Below are 23,139 nucleotides of genomic sequence, written 5' to 3'. Positions count from 1 at the left end.
CTCGTACAACAGGTGATGTCCAATGCTCATGGCGGAAGGCGCCTGCCAGATGGCCGGGCGGCTGTCCCGTGTTCGGGCACAATGGCGGCTTTGTTGCAGTCCCTCGCAGTCCCTTGCCGTTCCGATACGCCGCTGAACCATCGCCATGACTTGCCAGTCTCACCTTGCTTGCCGCGAAGGCTGTGGCGCTTGCTGCATTGCGCCGTCCATCGCATCGCCATTGCCGGGCATGCCTGCCGGGAAGCCGGCGGGCGTGCGCTGTGCGCAGCTGCTACCGGATGCGAAGTGCGCGGTTTTCGGACGCCCCGACCGGCCCGCCTTCTGCGGCAGCCTGCAGCCGTCCGCCGAAATGTGCGGCGACTCGCGCGAATCCGCGCTGCGCTGGCTTACGCAACTCGAGATCCTGACCGCTCCGGGCGGACCGGGCGCGTAAGGCTGGCGAGCGGGCACGCGCCAACCAAATCCATCGGAGGCCATATGATCCGGATGTCCCGGAGGCGCTGGGCTGGCGCCATCGCCGCTGTCGTGCTGACTGCCTGGCTGGGTGCCTGCGGTTCCCTCGGCAATGAATACACGTTCTCGCAAAGCCAGTTGCAGTCGGCGCTCGAACGCAAGTTTCCGTTCAACAAGCGCTACCTGGACATCTTCGACATCCAGCTTGCCAACCCGCGCCTGACGCTCGACCCGGCACGCAACCGCGTCAACCTGCAGTTCGATGCTACGGTGGACAACAGGTTGTTCTTCCGCCAGGCACTGACAGGCCGCTTCGCGCTCGACAGTGGCCTGCGCTACGACGCGCCGAGCCATTCGGTCGTGCTGCAGGATCCCGAGGTGCAGCAGTTCGATGTCCAGGGCCTGCCGGGGCAGTTTTCCCGGCAGATCAACGCGCTTGGCGGCATTCTGGCTGAACAGTTGCTGCAAGGCTACGCGCTCTACACCTTCCGTCCGGATCAGCTGCGCATTGCAGGATCGGATGTCGAGCCCGGTACAATCACGATCTTGTCCGACGGCATCAACGTCAAAATCAATCGTCCCTGAGCCACCCAGCTGGCAACGCCCGGTCCATATCGGGCATGTCCCCGCCCAACCCACCCCATCCGCATGGAAATCGCACTCGCCCTGAAAGCCGTGATCCTCGGCATCGTCGAAGGACTGACCGAGTTTCTGCCTATTTCGAGCACCGGCCACCTGATCCTGGCCGGCCAGCTACTCGATTTCAACGACGAGAAGGGCAAGATCTTCGAGATCGTGATCCAGTTCGGCGCGATCCTGGCGGTTTGCTGGGAGTTCCGCCGGCGCATTGCCAACGTGCTGAGCGGGTTGACGACCGACCCGAAAGCGCAGCGCTTTGCCATCAACGTGATCGTGGCGACGGTGCCGGCCATCGTGCTGGCGCTGGTGTTCGGCAAATGGATCAAGGCCCATCTGTTCAACCCGATCACGGTGGCGCTGGCTTTCATCATTGGTGGCGTGGTGATCCTGCTTGCGGAACGGCGTGACGCACGCCGCGGCATGGTGACCAACCCGCGTGGCAATGCGCTGCTGCAGGCCGCCAAGGCCGGCGCGCCGCGCATCGAGTCCGTTGACGATCTGAACTGGCGTGACGCCCTGAAGGTCGGTCTCGCGCAGTGCTTCGCGCTGGTCCCGGGCACGTCCCGTTCAGGCGCCACGATCATCGGCGGCATGCTGTTCGGCCTGTCGCGCCAGGTGGCGACCGAGTTCTCGTTCTTCCTCGCCATCCCGGTGATCTTCGGCGCGACGGTGTACGAGCTCTACAAGGCCCGCTCCCTGCTGTCCGTCGATGATCTCGGCATCTTCGGCATTGGTTTCGTTTTCGCGTTCCTGTCGGCCTTCCTCTGCGTGCGCTGGCTGTTGCGCTTTGTCGCAACGCATGACTTCAAGCCGTTCGCGTGGTACCGGATCGCATTCGGCATCATCGTGCTGGCGACGGCGTACTCGGGATTGATTTCCTGGCACGCCTGATCCGGCAGGCTGAATGCAAAAAAGGCGTGGCCACTATGTGCCACGCCTTTTTGTTTGGGCCGCTTATGCCGGGTCGTGCCGATCAGCCGCGCTTGCGGAACACGACATCCCAGACACCATGCCCGAGCCGCACGCCGCGCCGCTCGAACTTGGTGATCGGGCGGTACTCAGGCCGTTCGGAAAATCCGTCAGCGGCCGACGACGTATTCTCGAGCGCAGGCTCGCCCGCCAGCACTTCCACCATCTGGTGCGCGTACTCTTCCCAATCGGTCGCGCAATGGATGTAGCCGCCCGGCTTCAGGCGCGAAGCCAGCAGCTTGACCAGCGGCGGCTGTACCAGCCGGCGCTTGTTGTGGCGCTTCTTGTGCCAGGGGTCGGGGAAGTAAATATGCACGCCGTCGAGGCAGTCCTCGGTCAGCATGTGCGCGACGACTTCCACTGCATCGTGCTGGATGATGCGGATATTGCCGATCCCCCGCTCATCGGCCAGCTTGAGCAGCGCGCCCACGCCAGGCTCGTGCACTTCGCAGCCGAGGAAATTGTCCTGCGGGCGCAGTTGCGCGATATGCGCGGTGGTCTCGCCCATGCCGAAGCCGATCTCCAGGATGGCCGGGGCCTTGCGGCCGAATGCGGCTTCCCAGTCCAGCGGCTGGGGCGCGTAGGGCACCAGGAGGCGCGGGCCGACTTCGTCGATGGCTCGCTGCTGGCCGGTGGAGGTGCGGCCGGCGCGTCGGACGAAGGAGCGGATGCGGCGGGGGTGGGCGACGCCTTCGGGGTCGGTCGTGGACGGCAGCTCAGCGCTCTGCAACTGCTGAGCGCCGTTTTCCAATGTCGGTTCGGTACTGGTGGGGTCTTTGGGAGGCATGGCAACGAGAAAACCGCCGGACGAGTCACGGCGGCTAGTGCTCCAGTGTGGAAGCGAGATTTTACCTGATGGGCGATTGCCTACTGAGCGACCTGGGCCGCGCGCTGTGAAGCAGTCACGGCAGCCTTTCTTTTATCGATGAAGGCGATGAAGGTGGCAATGCCGACTGCATAGAAGGGGAAGACCTCCCACCAAAGGAATACCACGTCCGTGAGGCCAAGCACAAAAATGCCGGCGCACAAGCTGGCACCCATGCAGGCCGCGGCACGGACTTCCTTGTCGCGATGCCTGAGATCGCGGGCGAAATAGCAGGCAGGCACGAGGTACAGGGCCAGCAGGGCGGCAATGCCAAACAGGCCGAGTCTGGCGGCATTGAAGAGAAACTCGTTGTGCGAGTGGGCGAATTCGGATGCGGCGGGAGTAATAATCCCCCGATTCTTCAAATCTGCGAGTGCATCTCGATATCCATCTACACCTACGCCGAAAAGCGGATGCTCGCGGAAGATCACAACGGAACCCCGCCATAGCTGAAAACGGAAGCCGATTGACGTGTCGACATTGGTTCCGCTCATGTATTGCTCGATATCGGTCCGCGCAACATCAATCCGGTCCTTGACCAGCCTGGCCTGGCTCATTGCGCCGACGAGTGCAAGTGCTATCAAAACCGCCATCAGCAACCTGCGGCCTTTTGCCAGAACGCCGCTCGAGTACAGCGCAATCGCGCAAAACACCGGTATGGTTATCCATGCCCCGCGTGATTGCGAAAGGTAGCTGCCATACAGGATCGCCGCTGCCGCCAGAATTTTCAGAAGGGTCTGAATCCTGTCATGCTTTGAATTCCATGCGAGCGAAAGCATGCCGTATGTGCCTAGCAGCAATGCCATTTCAATGAAAATGGTGATGGGAATAAAATCGGTCCCATACCTCAGCTCGCCACCATGGGAAAGTTGGTAGATCTTGATGGTGGACAACAAAGCGCCGGCCATAAATGCCCACTGCACGTGTCGCAGATAACGCATTGGAATGATTGAAATAGACCAGAGCACTAAAGCAAAAAGCGCGAGACGCGATGGCGCATCAAGGCTTCGGCTCGAGAATTGCGATCTCGATATCTCATTCGCCAGTACGGCCAACATGGGAGCGGCCATTGCCAGGCAAAGTGGCCAATAACGTCTGATTTGACCAACAAGCAGGGTGCTCTGAGATTTCCAGCGATAAATCAGTGTGAGCAGGCCCAGTACAATCAGCAGGCCATACAGCACGCCCGCCGCGCGATCGATAATCAGCGCAAGCGCGTAAAAGGCCACAAGAGCTGCTGCGGCAAGCCGGCCGATGAAGCGGGACGCTGCTGGGTCTCTTTCCATGGAAGCAAAGCCCGGCAATGACGCCGGTGAAGCGGGGCTTTGATTGAGTTGTTGAGGCATTCTCGTCTTGGTCTGCACTTGCTGGCGCAATACTGTAATTCGCAGGCGAAGGGCTTATGAGGATTTTAGTTTCTGCATCAACCGTGATTTCAGGTAACGGCAATGCCAGTAAATGCCTTCGGCAATACGGTGTTGTGTGATCAGAAACCTGGAGAACAGCTTTAGTTCCCGAGTCGTTCTGGGCGCGTCCAGCGGCGATTCCGCCCATGGCGAGCGGGACTGGATGTCGGTGAATAATTCTCGAACGTCATGCAGGCACCAGTTGTGCCACGGCTTTACCGGGCCAGTGAAGTGCATGAACACATACGGCTGCGAGACGTTCAGCGTGGTCTCGCCGCGTGTCAGATAGTCCACCAGGTGATATCGAAAGTTCCATTTCGGGTCGATATACCTGATGCGTCCGTCCAGTGCGATGTTCAGGGCATCCTGGTCAGCGAATCGCATGTCCAGCGTGGTGAGCGATTTCAGGGCGACCTGCTGGACATCGGCGGCAACCCAGTTCCGGACATCGATATACATAACCCCGGCATTGAAGTAGTGGCCATGCTTCAGCCCCAGTGCTGGAATCTGGGTCTTGACGGTGGTGTCTTTCTCGTCGGCGACCGCCGCGGCAATGTTGTCGCCCAGATCGATGGTCAGCAGTTCAGACAAGTCGCCGAAGCACAACAAATCGGCGTCCAGGTACAGCACCTTGTCCGTAACGTCGCGCAGCCTCGACGGAATCAGCAGGCGGATAAAGGTGCCGAGGGAATGCTTGCTAAAGCACGGAAACTGACGAAAATCGTCGAGCGTTGCCGTGTCGAGCAGATGGAGACGGACAGTGACGCCTAGCTGCTTCTCGAGCTTCTCCAGCTTGTCCCGGTTGTCTGCGGTAATGGAGAAGGCAAATACATGGAAGACAAAGTCACGTCCCGGGTTGTTTTCCACGACTGACGTGATGGTCACACCCATGCCGCGATAGTAGCCAGCATCCACACCGAATGCGACGTGAACCGGGCCTTTGCCGGAGCGCGGGGCAGATACATCTCGCAGTTCAGATGGCACTTGTCATCCTTTTAGTGGGGAGCGAACCGTGTGGGCTAGGGGCAACTCCGGCGGACGGCCGGAGTGAAAGTGTCGATCGCGACATGCCGAACGAGCGACATTGCCGCATCACAGGACAGCATTGTGTCCTTTTTGCCTGCTACCAATCGGCCTGCCGGGAACCGCTCGTGCACACGATGGGGTTGGCAGTGGAGCGGGCGATGGGAATCGAACCCACGTCTTTAGCTTGGGAAGCTAAGGTAATAGCCATTATACGACGCCCGCTTTGGCTAACTTGGGGGCGGATTCTAGCACAAATTGTTGCAGTCCCGCCGCGATGTCGGGGCGCGACTTGCTGCCATTGCCTCCTGCCGTGGCGGCCCCGTATGCTTGCCTGTGCGCCGCCGCAACCCATCCATCGCCGCTTCAAGACACAAGGACCCACCTTGACCACCGACTTCATCGCGCGTTTCGAAGCCGACTGCATCCCGCGTATCGTCGAGGCGATCGTCCGCCTTTATCCGCACCGATTGCAGGTGGAAGTCTTGCCCGGAGCAAGGGCCGGATGGCCCGCGAGAGTCCGGATTCAGGGGAAGGGGGCGCCAGAGCTCCAGCGTTTCACGTATCCGCTCGACGTCACCCTTGCCTGGGACGGACTCGAAGTCGAAGCCCTCTTCACCGCGAACGGCGCGAAGCGCTTCGCCGGCTACCTCGACGCATTGCCCGCCAAGCTCCGGGCCTGGCAGGAGCCGCGGCAGCTGGACTGGAGTTCGCTGTCGCAGGCCGACCCCTCGGTCCTGATTGGCGGGCTCGATTTCGAGCACTGACGCCGAGACTCAGGCGACGACGCGCAGACGGCAGACGGCGGTCTCGTGCTCGCCGGGTGCGAGCCAGCGCAATCCGCGGCCATGGTGAATGGCATCCGGCAGGCCGAGCCAGGGCTCGACACAGTAGAAGTCGGCGGCTTCGCTTTCCGACCATGTGGTCACCGCATGCCAGGCGACACTGCCGGGCACGTCGAGGTCGATCGCCAGCGTCCTGCCTGGCATGGCGAGGGTGACGGAACCGCCGCCCCGCAGGACATGAAACGTATCCTGCAAGCGGCCGTCGTCCAGCACATACGCCGGTTCGCCCGGCTCGGTGTTGGTCAGCCGGCCGTCTGGCTCCTGCCTTACGCGGGCAGTTTCAGGCAGCAACAACCGGGTGTCGGACCGGTGCGCGGCGGGCAGGCTGAAGTAGAAGTGGTGCCCGGCGTAGTAGGGCAGCGGCTCGCTCCCGGTATTCTCGGTGCGGAGTGCCACTTCCACGCCGTCTTCAAGCAGGTCATAGCCTGCCTGAAAGCGGAACGGGTAGGGATAGCCTGCCCAGGTGCTGCCTGAGGACTCCAAGGACAGGACGATCTTGTCGTCGCCGCCGGCGGCTACGGCAAATGGCAGGTCCCGCGCAAAGCCGTGCTGCGGCAACGTGTGGATGGTGCCGTTGCCGTCGCGCCAGCGGCCGGCCTCGCCGTCAGCAAAGTGCCGTCCGATGAACGGAAACAGGAGCGGGTTGCCGCCCCGGATCTTGGCGGGCCGGCTCCAGTCGGCAGCGTCAGGCCAGTAAAGGATCTCTTCCCCATTGCGGACCCACCGGACGAGCCGGCCGCCGTACTGGGGCGCCACCAGGAGATAGTTGTCGTCATTGCCGACGCGGATCAGATCCTGGTTCTGGAAGCGTTGAATGCTTTGTGAGGCCATCACTGTGTTGGGGGCTTGACGACGCGCCGAATTCTACGTGGCTTGTGGCCGGTCAGGCACGACGACCGTCAGGGGCCCGACTGCTTACGCCGAGAGCTCGTTCGTGTAGATGGTGTCGCGCACCAGCGGATACACCTGCGTCTCCCAACGCTTGCCATTGAATACGCCGTAGTGGCCCACGCCCGTCTGCACATGATGCATGCGCATGTACGGGTGCAGGCTGTCGCACAAGTCCTGGGCGGCCATGGTCTGGCCAATGGCGCAGATGTCGTCGCGCTCGCCTTCCACGGTCAGCAATGCGGTACGACGGATCGCGCGCGTGGAGACACGGCGTCCGCCCACATCCAGCAGTCCCTGCGCGAGCAGGAAGCGCTGGAACACCATACTGACGGTTTCGAGATAGAACTCCGCGGTGAGATCCATGGTGGCGAAGTACTCGACGTAGAAATCCTGGATGGCGTCGGCTTTTTCATGCTCGCCGCGCGAGCGCAGCGCGTGCATTTCGCGCAACGTCTGTTCGTGGCGCTCCAGGTTCATGCTCATGAACGCCAGCAACTGCACGAAGCCCGGATAGACGCGGCGCAATCCGCCGGCAAAGCGCAGCGGCACGAAGCCGATCAGCGTGCTTTCGAACCACTCGATCGGCCGGCTCATGGCCAGTTCGTTGACTTTGGTCGGGTTGACGCGCGCATCGATCGGCCCGGCCATCAGGGTGAGGCTGGGCGGCTGGGCCGGGTCATCGTCCTCGGCCATCAGCGCGGCGGCGGCCAGCGCGGCGACCGTGGGCTGGCATACGGCCATCAGGTGCGTGTGTCCGCCAAGTTCTTGCAGGAAGGTAATCAGATGCCCCACGAACTCGTCGAAGCCGAAGCGCCCGGCAAACAGCGGGATGTCGCGCGGATTGTGCCAGTCCGTAATGTAGACGTCATGGTCCGCCAGCATAGTCTGCACGGTCCCGCGCAGCAGGGTGGCGAAGTGGCCTGACATGGGGGCGACCAGCAACACGCGAGGCTGGCCGCTGACGCCGTGGCGGCGAAAGTGCAGCAGCGAGCAGAAGGGCGTACGCGCCACTACCTCTTCGGAAACCTGCACAGGCAACCCGTTGACGACTACGCTGTCAATACCGAAGGCGGGCCGATGATGAGTCAGGCGTGCCAGCGACAGGATCTCGCAAGCGGCCCACAGCGATCGCAGGGAGTCACACTCGGCCGCGCGCGGGTTGGTAGCGATCACGGAAGCCGTGTAATCGGCCAGCGTACAGCCCGCGTGCATCATGTCCGCGTAGGTCTGGTATGCCTGGTACAGCATGGCTTGCCTCCCGTGATCCCGTGAGACCGGTATGCGCAATATATATGCCATCAGCATGAATGGTGGCACAAGCTTTGCGAAGCGCGTGGTGATGGACACGCAAAACGGATCGCGAGTGATGTGGCGAGCGCGTGAGTGGCACTGTTGAGCCAGCAATTGGCGAGCGCGCTTCACACTGGTGCCGACGCGCCGCACTGCATGGGTGCACGGCGCCGCCGTATAGCTAGCCGTGGCGATCGTCCCAACGGGCGACAAGGAGACGAGATGGGCAAGACCACACTCACCATCAGCAGCAAGACCTATTCATCATGGTCGCTGCGCGGCTGGCTGCTGGCACGCTTCGCCGGGCTGGAGTTCGAAGAGGTGCTGGTGACCCCGGACGACCCGGCCGTGCGCGCGGAAATCCTGCTGCTGTCGCCGTCTATCCTTGTACCTTGCCTGCGCCATCAGGGCGTGACCGTGTGGGACACGCTCGCGATTGCCGAGTACCTGAACGAAATCAGCCCGAAGGCTGGACTGCTACCCGACGACCGCACCGCCCGTGCGCACTGCCGCGCGATCTGCGGCGAAATGCACTCGGGCTTTGCGGCCATGCGGGCGGCGCTGCCGATGAACCTCAAGGGGCATTTCCCCGGGCTGAAGGTGTGGTCGCGGGCGCAGGCCGATATCGACCGCATTACGGCGATCTGGGCGGAGTGCCTGACGCGCTATGGCGGGCCATACCTGTTCGGCACCCGTACGATGGCGGACGCGATGTATGCACCCGTCGTGACGCGGTTTGTCACCTACGGCGTCATGCTCGATCCGGTGCCGGTCGAATACTGCAAGCAGATCCTGTCGATGCCCGAGCTGCAGGAATGGATCGCGGCAGCGCGGGAAGAGCCCGACGAGATCAGCGAACTCGACGTCGAGTTCTGACGCTCGCCGGGAATGGGCGGCGGCGTCAGGTGGTTGCTGACTCCGTCTGTCGCGCCGCCAGGTAGCGCCTGGCGTAGTCGAAGTACCAGTCCAGGCTGTCCGGGTTGGCCATGGCATCCCGATTGGCGATGCCATGCGGCGCATGCCCGAGCAGCAGCTTCTTGATCGGCACCTCCATCTTCTTGCCGGACAGCGTGCGCGGCACGGCTGGTACCTGAACGATCTCGTTGGGCACGTGGCGTGACGACAGCGCGTCGCGGATGCGCTTGCGCAGCGTGTCGCGCAGCGCATCGTCGAGGACGATTCCCTCGCGCAGTACGACGAACAGCGGCATGTACGACTCGCGGCCCAGGTACTCGAGGTCTACCACCATGCTGTCGAGGACTTCGGGCAGATCTTCCACCACACGGTACAGCTCGCTCGTGCCCATGCGGATGCCGTGCCGGTTGATGGTGGCGTCGGAGCGGCCGTAGATGATCGCGCCGCCGCGCGCGGTGATTTTGATCCAGTCGCCGTGTCGCCAGACGCCGGGATAGGTGTCAAAGTAGCTGTCGCGGTAGCGCTTGCCGTCGGCATCGCCCCACAGGAACAGCGGCATCGACGGCATCGGCTCCGTGCAGACCAGTTCGCCGACCGTGTCGATCAACGCCTGACCGTTATCGTCGAAGGCCTCGACTTTGGCGCCAAGGCACCGGCATTGCATCTCCCCGGCATATACCGGCAGCAGCGGGCAGCCCGCGACGAAGGAACCGGCGAAGTCGGTACCGCCCGACATCGGCACGAGCCAGATGTCGCTGCGCACATGGCGGTAGATCCAGTCGTACGCTTCCACTGGCAGCGGCGAGCCGGTGGAGCCAAGTCCGCGCAGCCGGGATACATCCGCAATCCGCGCTGGTTCCACGCCGGCCTTCATGCAGTTGGTGAAGAACGCTGCACCAGCGCCGAATAGCGTCACACGCGCATCGTCGACGAAGCGCCACAGCACGCCGGCATCCGGCCACGCCGGGTTGCCGTCATAGAGCGCGATGGTCGTGCCCAGCAGCAGGCCGGCGACCTGCGCGTTCCACATGATCCAGCCGCTGCTGCTGTACCAGTGGAAGACATCGTCGGGGCCGAGGTTGTTGTGAAACGCCATCAGCTTGAGTTGCTCGATGACGATGCCGCCATGGCCGTGCACGATCGGCTTGGGCATGCCTGTGGTGCCGGACGAATAGACGATCCACAACGGGTGGTCGAACGGCACGGATTCGATCGCCAGCGGCACGCGGTGCGCCAGTACCTCCTGCCAGGCATGCACACGGACGCCATCGCGCGCAGCGATGGGATTGCCGGTGTGCGGCACGATCACGACATCGGTCAGCGAGGGCAAGGCGGCGACCAGGTCCGCTATCACAGGCGCACGGTCATAGTCCTTGCCGCCGTAGCGGTAGCCATCGACCGCGATCAGCACCTTGGGTTCGATCTGGCGGAAGCGGTCGACCACGGCGACCTGGCCCATGTCCGGCGCGCAGCCGGACCACACCGCGCCGAGGCTGGCGGCCGCGAGGAAGGCGACGATGGTGGCCGGGATGTTCGGGAGGTAACCGGCAACCCGGTCGCCACGGCCAACGCCCATCTGGCGCAGAGCATGGGCGAGCGAGGCGACCTGCGCTTCCAGCGCATCCCAGCTCACCTCTTCCAGCGCACGGCTTTCTCCGGCGTGGCGGATGGCTGCCCGCTGGCGGGCGGGGCCGCTGCCGGCATGGCGGAATACCTGCTGCACATAGTTCAGAGTGGCGCCCTCGAACCAGCGTGCACCCGGCATCACGCGCCGGTCCAGCACGCCTTGCGCGGGCGTGTCGAAATGCACGTCGAAGTAGGCGCGCACCGCATCCCAGAAACGCTCGATTTCGGTGACCGACCATTGCCAGAGGCCGGCGTAGTCGTCGAAGGCGAGCCCCCGCTCGCGCTGGAGCCAGCGCATGAACTGCGCGAGCTGGCTGCCGTCGCGAAACGCGTCGGACGGCGTCCACATCAGTTGCCCTTCTGCGAGGGTGGTCATGTCTCCTCCTTGCGCCCGTCTGTCGCGGGGATCGGATGGTGTGGTCGAACGGGGCAGGGCGGGTGCCTTTCGCTGCGCCCCGGGGTTCAGCCTGACATGATAGCGGCGGGCGCGCTCACGTGCCGGCGGGTCGGTCGAACAGTGTCGCCATCATGCCGTCCACCTTTGCCTTGACCGCCGGATCCATGCTGATCGTGCGGCCCCATTCGCGCGTGGTCTCGCCCGGCCACTTGTCGGTGGCATCGATGCCCATCTTCGACCCAAGCCCGGACACCGGCGACGCGAAGTCGAGGTAGTCGATCGGCGTGTTCTCGACCAGCACCGTGTCGCGCGCCGGATCGACGCGCGTGGTGATGGCCCAGATCACTTCCTTCCAGTCGCGTACATCCACATCGTCGTCGACGACCACAATGAACTTGGTGTACATGAACTGCCGCAGGAAGCTCCACACGCCGAACATCACGCGTTTGGCGTGACCGGCGTACTGCTTCTTCATGCGCACCAGCGCCATGCGGTAGCTGCAGCCTTCGGGCGGCAGGTAGAAGTCGGTGATCTCCGGGAACTGCTTCTGCAGCAGCGGCACGAACACCTCGTTGAGCGCCACGCCGAGCACGGCGGGCTCGTCGGGCGGTTTGCCGGTATAGGTCGAGTGGTAGATCGGGTCGCGCCGCATGGTGATGCGGTCGATCGTGAAGACCGGGAACCAGTCCTGTTCGTTGTAATAGCCGGTGTGGTCGCCGTAGGGGCCTTCTAGCGCATGCTGGTAGCCCGACGGATGTCCGGGGTCTGGCTGGATATGGCCTTCCAGCACGATCTCGGCCGATGCCGGCACGCTCAGCTCGGACAGCGTGGGCGTCAGGCACCCGGCCAGCGCCGTGCGGCTGCCGCGCAGCAGGCCGGCGAACTGGTATTCCGACAACGTGTCCGGCACCGGCGTGACCGCGCCCAGGATAGTCGCCGGATCGGCGCCAAGCGCCACGGCAATCGGAAACGGCTTGCCAGGGTTGGCGAGCGCGTGTTCGCGGAAATCGAGCGCGCCGCCGCGGTGCGCCAGCCAGCGCATGATGACCTGATTCCGGCTGATCACCTGCTGGCGATAGATGCCCAGGTTCTGGCGCTTCTTGTGCGGGCCCTTGGTCACCACCAGCCCCCAGGTGATCAGCGGCGCGGCATCGCCGGGCCAGCAGGTCTGGATCGGCAGGCGCGCCAGGTCGACGTCATTGCCTTCCCAGACGACTTCCTGGCAGGCGGGGCTGTTGACCCGCTTGGGCGCCATGTCCCACACCGACTTGGCCAGCGTGAACAGCTTGCCGGCCTCGCGCAGTCCGCGCGGTGGTTCGGGTTCCTTGAGGGCCGACAGGACACGGCCGATGTCGCGCAGGTCCTCGAGCGATTGCGCGCCCATGCCGAGCGCGACCCTGTGTGTCGTCCCGAACAGATTGGCGAGCACCGGGACGCTATAGATGCCATCAGGGCTACCGAAGCCTGCCGGCCGTTCGAACAGGGCAGCCGGCCCGCCAGCGCGCAGCAGGCGATCGCAAATCTCTGTCATCTCCAGGTTCGGGGACACCGGCGTGGTGACGCGCCGCAGCTCTCCCAGTTGCTCAAGCTGGCTGATGAAATCGCGCAAGTCTTTGTATTGCATAGTGAATTCAACTCTGGTGCGGCACTGCGGCAGGGCAGGGTGATCGAAATGATGCGTCCCAAAATACACATCGGCAGGCGTCTTGGCAAAAAAATTCCATCAAATTTCGATGAATACGCAGCTGCAAATTGTAAGTTTTTCGCCGGCAAAGACATCGGCCCAATCGGCGCCAGCCCAGACCAGGCCTACGATTCCCGCTAGCTGAGTGGCGTTTGACCGACGTAAAGAAGCTTGTTACAAATAACTAAAAGTACTTATATCATCAATCTTTATTCTTGACTGGGTATAAAAGCGTTCCTACAATCGCGTCTGTTCGATGGAGTGTTGCGCTGCAACATGGAATTTCCCCTTGTGTCAAGGGGTGCACATAAGAAATTGTGAGCAGAAGATTCCTCCATCAAGACCGATGGATCGGGCCCGACAGACACGAGGCCCGAACGGTCGCCTCCGGCGGATCGCCGGAGCGTATTGGGTTGTTCGTGGCAGGGCGCGCTCCCCCAAGAGTGTGCCCTGTTTCCAGTTGGGCGCATGGGGAGCGCCTGCCAACAGGTGCTGGCCGCCATTGCTAGGCGGCGCGGCATCCTTACTTGAGTACGTTGAGATCGGGTGTGTGCAGCTGTCTGGGCGCGCGCAGCGGGCAACGGATGGAGGTAAGCATGAGCGGTTGGAAAACCCTTCATCTTCCCGGCATCGGGCGGGCATTGCAGGTCCGCTTCAGAAAGCCGGTACCCGGAGTGAATCGGTCGTTTCAGTTCCGATTTGCGCATCCGGTCGCGGGCCGCGCCTTGCGCACGGGCCGTACAACCTTGAAGTACGCGCTGAACAGCCTCGGCGTGGTGTCGGTCGTTTCGGCCGTGTCGCTGTCGCTGAGCCAGGAATGGCGTACCACGCTGGCCGCGTTGCTGGCTGGCGATGAAGCGCCGGCCGTCCTCGTGACTGCGGCCGCGTCTGCCGCAGCCAATGCCAGCACCGCCGTGCCGGCAAGCTCGGCGGACGTAGCGGCGGCCAAGCTCGGCTTTGGCCGGGCCGGCCTGCCGACCGTGTCGGGCGTCGATGAGTGGAGTGTGGCTGCCGCTGCCAAGGTGCCGTCCGTGGCCCATCTGGCGGCGCAGATCCCGGTGACCCGCGTGGCGCTCGACGCCCGCAGCACCAGCACGCTCGGCACGGCACGCGAACAGGCGGCCGTGGCCGACTACATCGCGCGCAAGTACCGCGTGGCGGCACAGGCCACCGCGCAACTGGTCAAGGCGGCCTACCTGACCGGCCGCGAGGTCGGTATCGACCCGCTGCTGATCCTGGGCGTGATCGCGATCGAGTCCAGCTTCAACCCGTACGCCGAAAGCGGCGTGGGGGCGCAGGGCCTGATGCAGGTCATGACCAAGGTCCACCAGGACAAGTACGAAGCCGTCGGCGGCGTGGCCGCTGCGCTGAATCCGTACGCGAACATCAAGATCGGCGCGCTGGTGCTGAAGGATTGCATCGCGCGTGCTGGCTCGCTCGAAGGCGGCCTGAAGTACTACGTCGGCGCGACCACCAATACCGACGGCGGCTACGGCGCCAAGGTGCTGGCTGAACGTGCGCGCCTGCGCCAGTTGCTGGGCGTGCGCGTTGCCGACGCGCAGGCCGAGAAGGCCGGCGACGGCAAGACGCAGGCGGAGCGCCACCAGAATGGCGAGAAGCTTGAGGCGGCGAGCAACACACAGCAGAGCGCCTGAGCCAGCGATCGCCCTCAGAGAAAAAGCACCCCGCGGGGTGCTTTTTTGTTTTGCCCGTGTGCCGTTCAGCGGAACAGCTTCTGCAGCCTGGCCATGGCTTCCTCGATATTCTGTCGCGAGGTCGCGTACGAAATCCGGATGTAGTCCTGCGCCGTGTGCGGCCCGAAATCCTGGCCGGGCACCATGACCACACCGGCGTCATGCAGCATTGCCTGCGTCAGCTTGTCGGCATCGCCCGCCGCGGGATGGTTGACCTGGCGGCAGTCCGCGTAGACATAGAAGGCGCCGTCGGGCATGACCGGCACATGCAGGCCGAGCGATTCCAGCGCCGGCACGATCAGGTCGCGGCGGCGGCGGAATTCGGCCTTGCGTTCGTCATAGATCGCCATGGCCTCGGGCGTGAAGCAGGCCAGCGCGGCATGCTGGGCCACGGCCGACGCGCAGATGAACAGGTTTTGCGCGACTTTCTCGAAATCGGCCACCAGCGCGTCCGGCACCACCAGCCAGCCCAGGCGCCAGCCGGTCATGTTGAAGTACTTCGAGAAGCTGTTGACCGTGACGACGTTGTCGTCGAGGCTCAGCGCGGATACCGGCGGCGCGTCATACGACAGGCCCTGGTAGATCTCGTCGAGGATCGCGAAGCCCTGACGCGCGCGCACCGCCTGCAGGATGCGGCCGAGTTCGTCGGGCAGGATCGACGTGCCGGTCGGGTTTGACGGCGACGCCAGCAGCACGCCGCGCGTGCGTTCGTTCCAGTGCGCTTCGACCTGCGCGGCGGTAAGCTGGAAGCGCTCGGCCGGGCCGCTCGGGATCATGCGCGCCGCGCCATCGAAGGCCGCGACGAAATGCCGGTTGCACGGATAGCTCGGGTCCGGCATCAGCACCTCGGCGCCGATCTCCACCAGCACCGCGCAGGCCAGCAGCAGCGCGCCCGACGCGCCGGCCGTGACGATCACGCGCCGCGCCGGGATATCCAGCCCGTACATGGTCTTGTAATAGCCGGCGATGGCCTCGCGCAGCGCGTGGATGCCGAGCGCACCCGTGTACTGCGTCACGCCGCGCCGCATGGCGGCCTCCGCGGCGCGCACCACCGGCTCGGCCGCGGTGAAGTCGGGCTCGCCGATCCCCATGTGGATGATGTGGCGGCCGGCGCGTTCGAGTTCATTGGCCTGCTTGGCCAGTTCCATGACGTGGAACGCGTCGATATTGGCAAGGCGGGAGGCGGTGGCGAGGCGCTGCAGGTCCATGGCGGTTCGGCGAAACCCGTTGTCGGGCAGATGGTAGAAGTGAAAACACCCGCATCAGCGGGTGTCGTATCCGTTGCGGCGCGGGCGTTGACGCCCGGCGCTTCAGCGGCGCGCGGCGACCTCGGCCGATCGCACCTGGGCGGCCAGCTTGTCCAACACGCCGTTCACGTACTTGTAGCCTTCGACACCGCCGAAGGTCTTGGTCAGCTCGACGGCTTCGTTGATGACGACCTTGTACGGAATGTCGACGCAGTGCACGAGCTCGTAGCTGCCCACCAGCAGGGCGGCACGCTCCACGGGCGACAGTTCCTCGACCTTGCGGTCCAGGAACGGCTCGAACGCCGCGGTCAGGCGCGCTTCTTCGCGCACGGCGCCGTTGAGCAGCGCATCGAAGTGCTCGCCGTCGGCCTTGTTGAAGCCCTGGGCGTCATGCAGGTGGGCCTGGATGGCGCCAATGTCGTTGCGGTTCAGCAGCCACTGGTACAGGCCCTGCAGGGCCAGCTCGCGCGAGCGGCGGCGCGCGCTCTTGGGCGGCGCCTTGGCCTCGGTGCGGGCGGCGGGCTTGGCGCCAGCTGCCGGCTTGCCGGTTTCAGGCGTGTCACTCATCGTCGTCCTCGTCTTCTTCATCTTCCTGGTCGCGCAGCGAATCGAGCGCGACAACCAGGTTGGCCATTTCGACGGCGGCACGGGCGCAGTCGCGGCCCTTCTCGCGCGTGCGGGCGTGGGCCTGCTCGTCAGTGTCGACGGTCAGGATGCCGTTGGCGACAGGCATGTTGAAATCCAGGCCGACACGCGTAATGGCGGCGCCCGATTCGTTCGAGACCAGCTCGAAGTGGTAGGTCTCGCCGCGTATCACGGCGCCCAGCGCCACCAGTGCGTCGAACTGGCCGCTTTCAGCCATCTTCTGCAGTGCCAGCGGCACTTCCAGCGCGCCCGGCACGGTCACCACCAGGGTGTCTTCGCCTTCGACGCCGAGCTTTTCCAGCTCGGCCACGCAGGCTTCCAGCAGTTCGGCGCAGACCGGCTCGTTGAAGCGGGCCTGCACGATGCCGATACGCAGGCCTTCACCGTCGAGGTTGCTGGGGTAGAAGCCGTGATCCATTGTTCAGTTCTCCAGGGTTCGGGGTGGCTGCCACGGCCAAGCGCGGCAGCCAGGATATTCAGTCTTGCCCGGCCTGCCCGTTCATGGGCTGGTAGCCGGTCACTTCCAGATCGTAGCCGGTCATGCTGGGCATGCGCTGCGCCGCGGCCAGCACGCGCATCTTGCCGACGCCCACATCCTTCAGGATCTGGGCGCCCATGCCGTAGGTGCGCAGGTCCGGCTTGCGGCGCGGGCGGTTTTGCGGTTCGTCGAGCGCGGTGAATTGCGTGAACAGCTGCTCGGCCGAGTCGCCGCAGTTCAGCAGCACCATCACGCCGCTGTCCGCCTTGGCAATCGCCTCGAGGGCGGCCGGCATGCTCCACGAGTGCGTGGTCCGGGACACTTCCAGCAGGTCGAGCACCGACAGCGGCTCATGCACGCGCACCAGCGTTTCCTTGTCCACCGTGGGCGTACCCTTGACCAGCGCCAGGTGCGCGTGACCGGTCGGCTTGTCGCGGTAGGCGATGCTGTGGAAGGTGCCGTACGGCGTTTCCATGGCCCGCTCGCCCACGCGCTCGACAATGCTCTCGGTGCGGCTGCGGTAGTGGATCAGGTCGGCGATGGTGCCGATCTTCAGGTTGTGTTCCTGGGCGAATTCGATCAGGTCCGGCAGGCGCGCCATGGTGCCGTCGTCCTTCATGATCTCGCAGATCACGGCGGCGGGCGTCAGGCCGGCCAGCGCGCCCAGGTCGCAGCCGGCTTCGGTATGGCCGGCGCGGATCAGCACGCCGCCGGGCTGGGCGGTCAGCGGGAAGATGTGGCCGGGCTGCACCAGGTCCGAAGGCTTGGCGTCGCGCGCGACGGCCGCCTCCACGGTGCGGGAACGGTCAGCCGCCGAAATACCGGTGGTCACGCCTTCCGCCGCTTCGATCGACACCGTGAAGTTGGTGCCGTGCTGGGTGCCGTTGCGGCTTACCATCGGCTGCAGGTTCAGCTGGCGGCAACGCTCGGCGGTCAGGGTCAGGCAGATCAGGCCGCGGCCGTGCTTCGCCATGAAGTTGATCGCTTCCGGTGTGACGAAATCGGCAGCCAGGACCAGGTCGCCCTCATTTTCACGGTCTTCTTCATCCACGAGGATGACCATGCGGCCGGCACGGATGTCGGCAATGATGTCTTCGGTACGGGCGATTGTCATGGCTGCTGGGCGGCAAATAGGGGCGAAAGGCGGCCAGCTGTCAGGCGGCCGCTCAAACTTGCGGTGGAATACTGCGGAGTGTGCGCCGGCGGGGCATGGGCAACGGCCGGGACGCGTATCGTCAAACCGGATATTGTACGCCAAGGCAGGCAATGGAGGAGCGCGCCCGGGCCAGCCGCTCGGATAGCCAGGTGCCGGCGCGGCGCCCGAGGCACGCCGCGCAAGATTTCGAACGCAGCTTCAGTGGCGGGCTGGTTGACCGTGCTCGTGGATGATTACCCCATACCAGCCCATGCCGGGGTAGGTTTCGTAGCCCGGCGTACGCGCAAAAGCGACCAGCCGGCCCGCCTTGTCCGTATAGAAGCCGGATGGGGCATTGCCATCCTGGAGCGGGAACACCTCGTCGAGCACGCCGGCGCCGTCGGACGCGGCAATCACGCGGCGCTCGGAATCGAGCAGCAGGCAACGCGTGCCCCGCCATTCCTCCTGCGACAACCTCACATGCTTCACCACTGCGTCGGCTTGCGGAGCCCAGTCGAAGAAGATCGCCAGCACGCCGATCGGCTCTCCATCGGCCTTGCCATCGGCGCGGATCGCGGTGGCGTAGGTGGCCACTTCGGACTGGTTCAGGAAGCGTGACACGGCGATGTCGTGCGAGATGTAGTCCTGGCCCGAGGCAGTCCCCATGGCGCGGCGAAACCAATCCACGCCCGACACCATCTTTCCGGCCACGCTGCCGTAGGTGCCCGGCCGGCCGTTGGCCAGCACGCGACCCTGCGCGTCGATGACCCATAGATCCAGATAGACCGTATAGCTGTCCAGGATCACGCCGAGCCGCTTGCTGGCCCACGCACACGTCGATGGCTCAGGCTGCGCGGCGGCGGCCACGATCGCTGCGTCGGTGGCCCACCACCGGACATCGCATGAACGCTCGTACAGGTTGCGGTCGATCAGCTCGATCATGTTCAGTGCCATATCGGCAAAGCGCTGGCCCTGGTGGTCGCGCATCTGCCGGATCATGGCGTCGCCGAGCTGCGTCAGTTCCGCGATCGAGCCTGCGAGCTCGCTGTTGAGTTCGGCGGTGATCGCCGAGATGCGTTCGGACACCTGTTTGACCTGGCTGGCCACGACGCTGAAGCCGCGGCCCGCATCGCCGGCGCGCGCGGCTTCGATCAGCGCGTTCAGCGCCAGGAACTTCGTTTCGCGGTTGATCTCCGCAATGCCCGAGATCTTCCCGTCCGCGACGCGGCCGACGTGGTGGGACAGTTCAACGATGCGGTCGGCACTTGCCAATTGCTTTCTCCCTTTGCTGATTGTTCTTTCGGGCGCCTGATCGTGGCGGGGCGCCCTTGCTTCGGGGGCGTAGCAAGATCTGTGCCAATTATTGCGCACTTTTGGTGCGTAGAGGTCGTGCTGCGGATGACTGCAAAGGCCGATGGCATTGCCGGAAAGAAAAAAGCCGCCCGGCATGCGCCGCGCGGCTTCTGCATGGATGCGCCGGTAAGCTCAGCCCAGGGCGCCGACCAATTGCGTAAACTGATCTTCGAGGTGGCCGACGAAGCGCGGTGTATCGAACAACTTTCCGCTTTCCCGCACCTGGTGCAGCTTGTCGCGGATGCGACGGCAGCGTTCCGGGGCGTTGGCCAGAGCGACCGCGGTTTCCTCGTAGTCGTTCGGGCTGTAGGTGATCAGTTCGTCCAGTTCGGCAGCCGTAAGCAGTGCGCCGGCCATGCGAGACGCAAAGCTGCGGCCGGAACGGGTCAGCACCGGCAGGCCGGTCCACAGCGCATCATTGGCAGTCGTGCCCGCATTGAACGGGAAGGTGTCGAGGAACAGGTCGGCAGCGCCGAAGCGTGCCAGGTAGTTCTCCGGCGCGATGCGCGGCGCGAAGATCAGGCGGCTGCCATTCACGCCGAGCTTTTCGGCTTCCTTGCGCAGGTTCGCCTCGGCCCATTCGTTGTCCGAAAGCAGCCACAGGACACTGCCGGGCACGCGGTTCAGGATCCGCATCCAGGTGCCGAAGACCTCGGGCGTGAACTTGTAGTTGTTGTTGAACGAGCAGAAGACAAAGCCATCTGCCGGCAGGTTGCAGCTTTCGCGTGACGGCGGCGTGCCGGTGACGCGCTGGCGATCGCTGACCTGGTAGACGTCCGGCATGTACAGCGGCTTCTCGGAATAGAAGCGGGCGTACTCCTCGGGGATCAGGAAGCGATCGGCGATGACGTAGTCGACAAACGGGAAGCCCGTAGTCGCCGGCAATCCCAGGTACGTGATCTGGATCGGGGCCGGGCGATAGGCGAGGATGCCCGCGCGCGCGCCGAGTGTTTGGCCGTGGAGGTCGACCAGGATGTCGATCTCGTGTTCGCGGATCAGCCGCGCCGCAGCTTCATCGCTCATGCCCTGGATGCGCTCGAAGCGATCCATCGACGAGATGATGCGCTTGCGCATGGCCGAATTGTCTTCACGCGACCAGCAGTAGCCGTACACCTCGAAGCGGTCGCGGTTGTGCAACTCGAACAGCTCGGCGGTCAGCATGGCGACCGGGTGCAGGCAAAGGTCCGACGACAGATAGCCCACGCGGATCTTCTTGTGGCCATACGGCTTTGCAGGCGCGAGCGTGGGTACGTTGCAGTTAATCTTGTTCGCCACATAGTTCTGTGCGGCGGTGAGCTGTTCCTGCGGGTCGTCCGACAGGGCGATCATCGCCAGCGCCGACGTCGACCGGCGCATCAGCTCGGGATCGACACCTTCCACTTGCGCATAGACCGGCCATTCGCACTGCTTGGCGCGCAGGAATACCCAGTGGTGCAGGACATCCGGCTGGTTCGGCTCCATTTCGAGGCTGCGCTGCAGGTACACGAGCGCATCGGCATATTTCCGTTCGTTCTCGAGCAGGCGGCCCAGGTTGTTGAGCGCCGAGAGTTGCAGCGGACGGTTCTCGGTGTCCTTGGCCGAGACGGTATTGGCAACCCACAGCCATTGGGCAATCGCCGCGCTGGGATTGCCGAGACGTTCGTAGACCAGTCCGAGGTTGAAATGCGGCTGGACAAAGGCGGGGGAGAGTTCGATCGCGCGCAGGTACGCCTGACGGGCGTCTTCGAGTTTTTCCAGCGTGGACAGCGAGGTGCCCAGGTTGAAATGTACGAAATGGTTCAGCGGCGTCTTGTTGTGCTCGAGCCAGGTCTGGTAGAGCACGCATGCCAGTTCATGTTGCCGGGCGGCTTCCAGCTGGCTGGTGTGGTGGAACAAGTCTGCCAGCGTGAGTTGCCCGCGCCAGGCCTGCAGCACCAGCGATGAATAGTCTGCCGTGGCCACGGCCACGCCTTGGTTCGAATCGTACATAGGGGTTGTCGGAATAGGCCGGATTGCATGGAGGATGCCCAGCTTTCCATGGTATTGCCCCCCGGTACGGTGCTTGCCAAGAACAAAGGCCAGGTACGCCGCTACTTTGGCGTACCTGGCCTTGAACTGCCATGCTACGGATGGTTACTGCGTTGCTTTGCCGCCTTCTGGCGCGGCACTCGCGAGAGTGCCGCGCCTGGGGCGGTACAGCCGGTTACGCTCCGATATGCAGGTGCTGGATCTGATCCGTCGACAGCGTGGCGACCTGAGCGTTGCTCAGGTATGCCACTTGCGCGCTCGACAGGGCTTCCAGCTGGGTCGTCGACATATTGCCCACGTTCAGACCGGTAATCTGGCTGGTCTTCAGTGCGGCGATGTCTTCCGTTTCCAGCGCGGCGGTCTGGCTCGACGTCAGCGCATGCAGGGCGTTCGTGGTCAGTGCCGCGGCCTGGGCCGTGGTCAGTGCTGCGATTTCGCCCGTGGTCAGCGTGCCGACCTGCGACGTCGTCAGGGCTGCCACCTGGCCGGTCGTGAAGACACCCACCTGGCTGCTCGACAGCTTGGTCAGGTCAAGCGCGGCGACCTGGCTTGTCTTCAGCGCAGCGACGTCTTCCGTGTCGAGAGCCTGCAGTTGCGACGAGCTCATCGCCTGCAGCTGGGTGTTCGACAGCGAAGCCACCTGCTGATACATCATGGCCTTGACCTGGCTCGTGGACATATCCGTCACGTTCAGACCGGCGATCTGGCTGGTCTTCAGAGCGGCGATGTCCTCGGTTTCCAGTGCGGCAGTCTGGCTCGAGTTCAGGGCGGCGAGTGCGCTGGTGGTCAGCGCCGCGGCCTGAGTCGTGGTCATTGCCGCGATCTCTGCCGTGGTCAGGCTACCGATCTGGCCGGTAGTCAGGCCTGCCATCTGCGAGGTCGTGAACACGCCAACCTGGCTGCTGGAGAGCTTCGTCAGGTCCAGTGCAGCGACCTGGCTTGTCTTCAGGGCAACCACGTCTTCCGTGTCCAGCGCCTGCAGTTGTGCCGAGCTCATTGCCGTCAGCTGATTGTTTGTCAGCGCTGCAACTTGCTGGTACTGCATGGCCTTGACCTGGCCCGTCGACATGTTGGCGACATCCAGCGCGGCGACCTGGCTGGTCTTGAGCGCGGCGACATCATCGGTGCCGAGTGCAGCGGTTTGCGAGGAGGTCAGGGCCTTCAGCGCAGCAGTGCTCAGAGCCGAAGCCTGTGCGGTGGTCAGGGCATCGATTTCCGCGGTGCTCAGCGCAGTGACCTGGGTCGTGTTCAGCGCGCCGACTTGTGCGGTCGTGAAGGCGCCGACTTGGCTGCTCTTGAGGCTGGTCACGTCCAGCGCGGCGATCTGGCTGGTCTTCAGGGCTGCCACGTTGTCCGTGGAGAGGGCCTGGAGCTGGTCGGAACCCAGGGCCTTCAATGCGCCGGTGCTCAGTGCCGAAGCCTGGGCGGAACTCAGGGCATTGATTTCGGCGGTGCTCAGCGAGGCGGCCTGTGCCGTGGTCAGCGCGCCAACCTGGGCGGCCGTGAAGACGCCGACCTGGCTGCTGGAGAGCTTGTTCAGGTCAAGTGCGGCAACCTGGCTGGTCTTGAGTGCGGCG

General features: G+C 64.1%; 19 protein-coding genes, 1 tRNA gene and 1 pseudogene. 6 read left to right on the top strand and 15 right to left on the bottom strand.

What is annotated here, in order from left to right:
* Nucleotides 1-145 precede the first annotated feature (145 nt).
* The 3 genes from KHO41_RS30605 to KHO41_RS30595 all read left to right on the top strand — a co-directional run bounded on the left by KHO41_RS30605 (nucleotide 146) and on the right by KHO41_RS30595 (nucleotide 1,983).
* Nucleotides 146-433, top strand: a complete 288-nt coding sequence (locus KHO41_RS30605; protein ID WP_211956992.1) for a YkgJ family cysteine cluster protein — start codon at nucleotides 146-148, stop codon at nucleotides 431-433.
* A 44-nt stretch (nucleotides 434-477) separates the two neighbouring features.
* Nucleotides 478-1,038, top strand: a complete 561-nt coding sequence (locus KHO41_RS30600) for a DUF1439 domain-containing protein (RefSeq protein WP_211956991.1) — start codon at nucleotides 478-480, stop codon at nucleotides 1,036-1,038.
* Nucleotides 1,039-1,101: 63 nt separating this feature from the next.
* Nucleotides 1,102-1,983 carry an undecaprenyl-diphosphate phosphatase gene (locus KHO41_RS30595; RefSeq protein ID WP_211956990.1) on the top strand — a complete coding sequence of 294 codons (882 nt, stop codon included), beginning with the start codon at nucleotides 1,102-1,104 and terminating at the stop codon, nucleotides 1,981-1,983.
* 82 nt (nucleotides 1,984-2,065) lie between these two features.
* Here KHO41_RS30595 and trmB read toward each other — a convergent pair whose 3' ends face one another.
* The 4 genes from trmB to KHO41_RS30575 all read right to left on the bottom strand — a co-directional run bounded on the left by trmB (nucleotide 2,066) and on the right by KHO41_RS30575 (nucleotide 5,580).
* A complete protein-coding gene (trmB, locus tag KHO41_RS30590) occupies nucleotides 2,066-2,848 on the bottom strand; it encodes a tRNA (guanosine(46)-N7)-methyltransferase TrmB (RefSeq protein ID WP_211956989.1) in 783 nt (260 codons plus the stop codon).
* An 80-nt stretch (nucleotides 2,849-2,928) separates the two neighbouring features.
* On the bottom strand, nucleotides 2,929-4,272 hold the full coding sequence (locus KHO41_RS30585) for an O-antigen ligase family protein (protein WP_244874107.1): 1,344 nt from the start codon (nucleotides 4,270-4,272) through the stop codon (nucleotides 2,929-2,931).
* 54 nt (nucleotides 4,273-4,326) lie between these two features.
* Complete coding sequence (locus tag KHO41_RS30580; RefSeq protein ID WP_244874106.1) at nucleotides 4,327-5,316, bottom strand: glycosyltransferase family 8 protein; 990 nt, start codon at nucleotides 5,314-5,316, stop codon at nucleotides 4,327-4,329.
* A 189-nt stretch (nucleotides 5,317-5,505) separates the two neighbouring features.
* Nucleotides 5,506-5,580, bottom strand: a tRNA-Gly gene (locus tag KHO41_RS30575).
* A gap of 161 nt (nucleotides 5,581-5,741) precedes the next feature.
* Here KHO41_RS30575 and KHO41_RS30570 point away from each other — a divergent pair.
* Nucleotides 5,742-6,122, top strand: a complete 381-nt coding sequence (locus KHO41_RS30570; protein WP_211956988.1) for a DUF5594 family protein — start codon at nucleotides 5,742-5,744, stop codon at nucleotides 6,120-6,122.
* A 9-nt stretch (nucleotides 6,123-6,131) separates the two neighbouring features.
* Here the strand turns inward: KHO41_RS30570 and KHO41_RS30565 are convergent, their stop codons facing one another.
* Together KHO41_RS30565 and KHO41_RS30560 are read right to left on the bottom strand one after the other, a co-directional pair.
* A complete protein-coding gene (locus tag KHO41_RS30565) occupies nucleotides 6,132-7,031 on the bottom strand; it encodes an aldose epimerase family protein (protein ID WP_211956987.1) in 900 nt (299 codons plus the stop codon).
* A gap of 84 nt (nucleotides 7,032-7,115) precedes the next feature.
* Nucleotides 7,116-8,339 (bottom strand): polyhydroxyalkanoate depolymerase, encoded by a 1,224-nt coding sequence (locus KHO41_RS30560; RefSeq protein ID WP_211956986.1) that lies wholly within the window; start codon nucleotides 8,337-8,339, stop codon nucleotides 7,116-7,118.
* Between the two features lie 264 nt (nucleotides 8,340-8,603).
* On the opposite strand from KHO41_RS30560, the gene KHO41_RS30555 reads away from it, so the two are divergent.
* A complete protein-coding gene (locus KHO41_RS30555) occupies nucleotides 8,604-9,257 on the top strand; it encodes a glutathione S-transferase family protein (RefSeq protein WP_211956985.1) in 654 nt (217 codons plus the stop codon).
* Nucleotides 9,258-9,282: 25 nt separating this feature from the next.
* Here KHO41_RS30555 and KHO41_RS30550 read toward each other — a convergent pair whose 3' ends face one another.
* Together KHO41_RS30550 and ubiD are read right to left on the bottom strand one after the other, a co-directional pair.
* The gene (locus KHO41_RS30550; protein WP_211956984.1) at nucleotides 9,283-11,298 is read right to left on the bottom strand and encodes an acetoacetate--CoA ligase; all 2,016 of its coding nucleotides are present in this window, start codon (nucleotides 11,296-11,298) and stop codon (nucleotides 9,283-9,285) included.
* Nucleotides 11,299-11,413: 115 nt separating this feature from the next.
* The gene (gene ubiD / locus KHO41_RS30545; RefSeq protein WP_211956983.1) at nucleotides 11,414-12,943 is read right to left on the bottom strand and encodes a 4-hydroxy-3-polyprenylbenzoate decarboxylase; all 1,530 of its coding nucleotides are present in this window, start codon (nucleotides 12,941-12,943) and stop codon (nucleotides 11,414-11,416) included.
* 656 nt (nucleotides 12,944-13,599) lie between these two features.
* Here ubiD and KHO41_RS30540 point away from each other — a divergent pair.
* Nucleotides 13,600-14,658 carry a lytic transglycosylase domain-containing protein gene (locus KHO41_RS30540; protein WP_211956982.1) on the top strand — a complete coding sequence of 353 codons (1,059 nt, stop codon included), beginning with the start codon at nucleotides 13,600-13,602 and terminating at the stop codon, nucleotides 14,656-14,658.
* Nucleotides 14,659-14,723: 65 nt separating this feature from the next.
* Here the strand turns inward: KHO41_RS30540 and KHO41_RS30535 are convergent, their stop codons facing one another.
* From KHO41_RS30535 to KHO41_RS30505, 7 genes and pseudogenes are all read right to left on the bottom strand, one after another.
* Nucleotides 14,724-15,905: a pyridoxal phosphate-dependent aminotransferase gene (locus KHO41_RS30535; protein WP_211956981.1), complete on the bottom strand. Its 1,182-nt coding sequence runs from the start codon at nucleotides 15,903-15,905 to the stop codon at nucleotides 14,724-14,726.
* 102 nt (nucleotides 15,906-16,007) lie between these two features.
* A complete protein-coding gene (gene nusB, locus KHO41_RS30530) occupies nucleotides 16,008-16,511 on the bottom strand; it encodes a transcription antitermination factor NusB (protein WP_211956980.1) in 504 nt (167 codons plus the stop codon).
* The gene (ribH, locus tag KHO41_RS30525; protein WP_211956979.1) at nucleotides 16,504-17,007 is read right to left on the bottom strand and encodes a 6,7-dimethyl-8-ribityllumazine synthase; all 504 of its coding nucleotides are present in this window, start codon (nucleotides 17,005-17,007) and stop codon (nucleotides 16,504-16,506) included. The genes nusB and ribH overlap by 8 nt, the downstream gene beginning before the upstream one ends.
* Nucleotides 17,008-17,065: 58 nt before the next feature.
* Nucleotides 17,066-18,181 (bottom strand): bifunctional 3,4-dihydroxy-2-butanone-4-phosphate synthase/GTP cyclohydrolase II, encoded by a 1,116-nt coding sequence (gene ribBA, locus KHO41_RS30520; protein WP_211956978.1) that lies wholly within the window; start codon nucleotides 18,179-18,181, stop codon nucleotides 17,066-17,068.
* A 240-nt stretch (nucleotides 18,182-18,421) separates the two neighbouring features.
* On the bottom strand, nucleotides 18,422-19,474 hold the full coding sequence (locus tag KHO41_RS30515) for a methyl-accepting chemotaxis protein (protein WP_211956977.1): 1,053 nt from the start codon (nucleotides 19,472-19,474) through the stop codon (nucleotides 18,422-18,424).
* 213 nt (nucleotides 19,475-19,687) lie between these two features.
* Nucleotides 19,688-21,523, bottom strand: coding sequence for an O-linked N-acetylglucosamine transferase, SPINDLY family protein (locus KHO41_RS30510; RefSeq protein WP_211956976.1), 1,836 nt, complete (start codon nucleotides 21,521-21,523; stop codon nucleotides 19,688-19,690).
* A 214-nt stretch (nucleotides 21,524-21,737) separates the two neighbouring features.
* Nucleotides 21,738-23,139: pseudogene (locus KHO41_RS30505) on the bottom strand (heme utilization protein); the annotation flags it as partial.

The sequence above is a fragment of the Cupriavidus numazuensis genome (assembly GCF_905397435.1).
Classification (GTDB): domain Bacteria; phylum Pseudomonadota; class Gammaproteobacteria; order Burkholderiales; family Burkholderiaceae; genus Cupriavidus; species Cupriavidus numazuensis.
The sequence above is the reverse complement of the archived record's forward strand: the minus strand, read 5'-3'. Positions and strand labels throughout refer to the sequence as shown.

Excerpts from the sequence above, each read along its gene's own strand:
- KHO41_RS30565 (WP_211956987.1), bottom strand. The coding sequence starts at position 7,031 with ATGGCCTCACAAAGCATTCAACGCTTCCAGAACCAGGATCTGATCCGC.
- nusB (WP_211956980.1), bottom strand. The coding sequence starts at position 16,511 with ATGAGTGACACGCCTGAAACCGGCAAGCCGGCAGCTGGCGCCAAGCCC.
- KHO41_RS30605 (WP_211956992.1), top strand. The coding sequence starts at position 146 with ATGACTTGCCAGTCTCACCTTGCTTGCCGCGAAGGCTGTGGCGCTTGC.
- KHO41_RS30595 (WP_211956990.1), top strand. The coding sequence starts at position 1,102 with ATGGAAATCGCACTCGCCCTGAAAGCCGTGATCCTCGGCATCGTCGAA.
- KHO41_RS30550 (WP_211956984.1), bottom strand. The coding sequence starts at position 11,298 with ATGACCACCCTCGCAGAAGGGCAACTGATGTGGACGCCGTCCGACGCG.
- KHO41_RS30560 (WP_211956986.1), bottom strand. The coding sequence starts at position 8,339 with ATGCTGTACCAGGCATACCAGACCTACGCGGACATGATGCACGCGGGC.
- trmB (WP_211956989.1), bottom strand. The coding sequence starts at position 2,848 with ATGCCTCCCAAAGACCCCACCAGTACCGAACCGACATTGGAAAACGGC.
- ribH (WP_211956979.1), bottom strand. The coding sequence starts at position 17,007 with ATGGATCACGGCTTCTACCCCAGCAACCTCGACGGTGAAGGCCTGCGT.
- ubiD (WP_211956983.1), bottom strand. The coding sequence starts at position 12,943 with ATGCAATACAAAGACTTGCGCGATTTCATCAGCCAGCTTGAGCAACTG.
- ribBA (WP_211956978.1), bottom strand. The coding sequence starts at position 18,181 with ATGACAATCGCCCGTACCGAAGACATCATTGCCGACATCCGTGCCGGC.
- KHO41_RS30600 (WP_211956991.1), top strand. The coding sequence starts at position 478 with ATGATCCGGATGTCCCGGAGGCGCTGGGCTGGCGCCATCGCCGCTGTC.
- KHO41_RS30510 (WP_211956976.1), bottom strand. The coding sequence starts at position 21,523 with ATGTACGATTCGAACCAAGGCGTGGCCGTGGCCACGGCAGACTATTCA.
- KHO41_RS30585 (WP_244874107.1), bottom strand. The coding sequence starts at position 4,272 with ATGCCTCAACAACTCAATCAAAGCCCCGCTTCACCGGCGTCATTGCCG.
- KHO41_RS30535 (WP_211956981.1), bottom strand. The coding sequence starts at position 15,905 with ATGGACCTGCAGCGCCTCGCCACCGCCTCCCGCCTTGCCAATATCGAC.
- KHO41_RS30540 (WP_211956982.1), top strand. The coding sequence starts at position 13,600 with ATGAGCGGTTGGAAAACCCTTCATCTTCCCGGCATCGGGCGGGCATTG.
- KHO41_RS30555 (WP_211956985.1), top strand. The coding sequence starts at position 8,604 with ATGGGCAAGACCACACTCACCATCAGCAGCAAGACCTATTCATCATGG.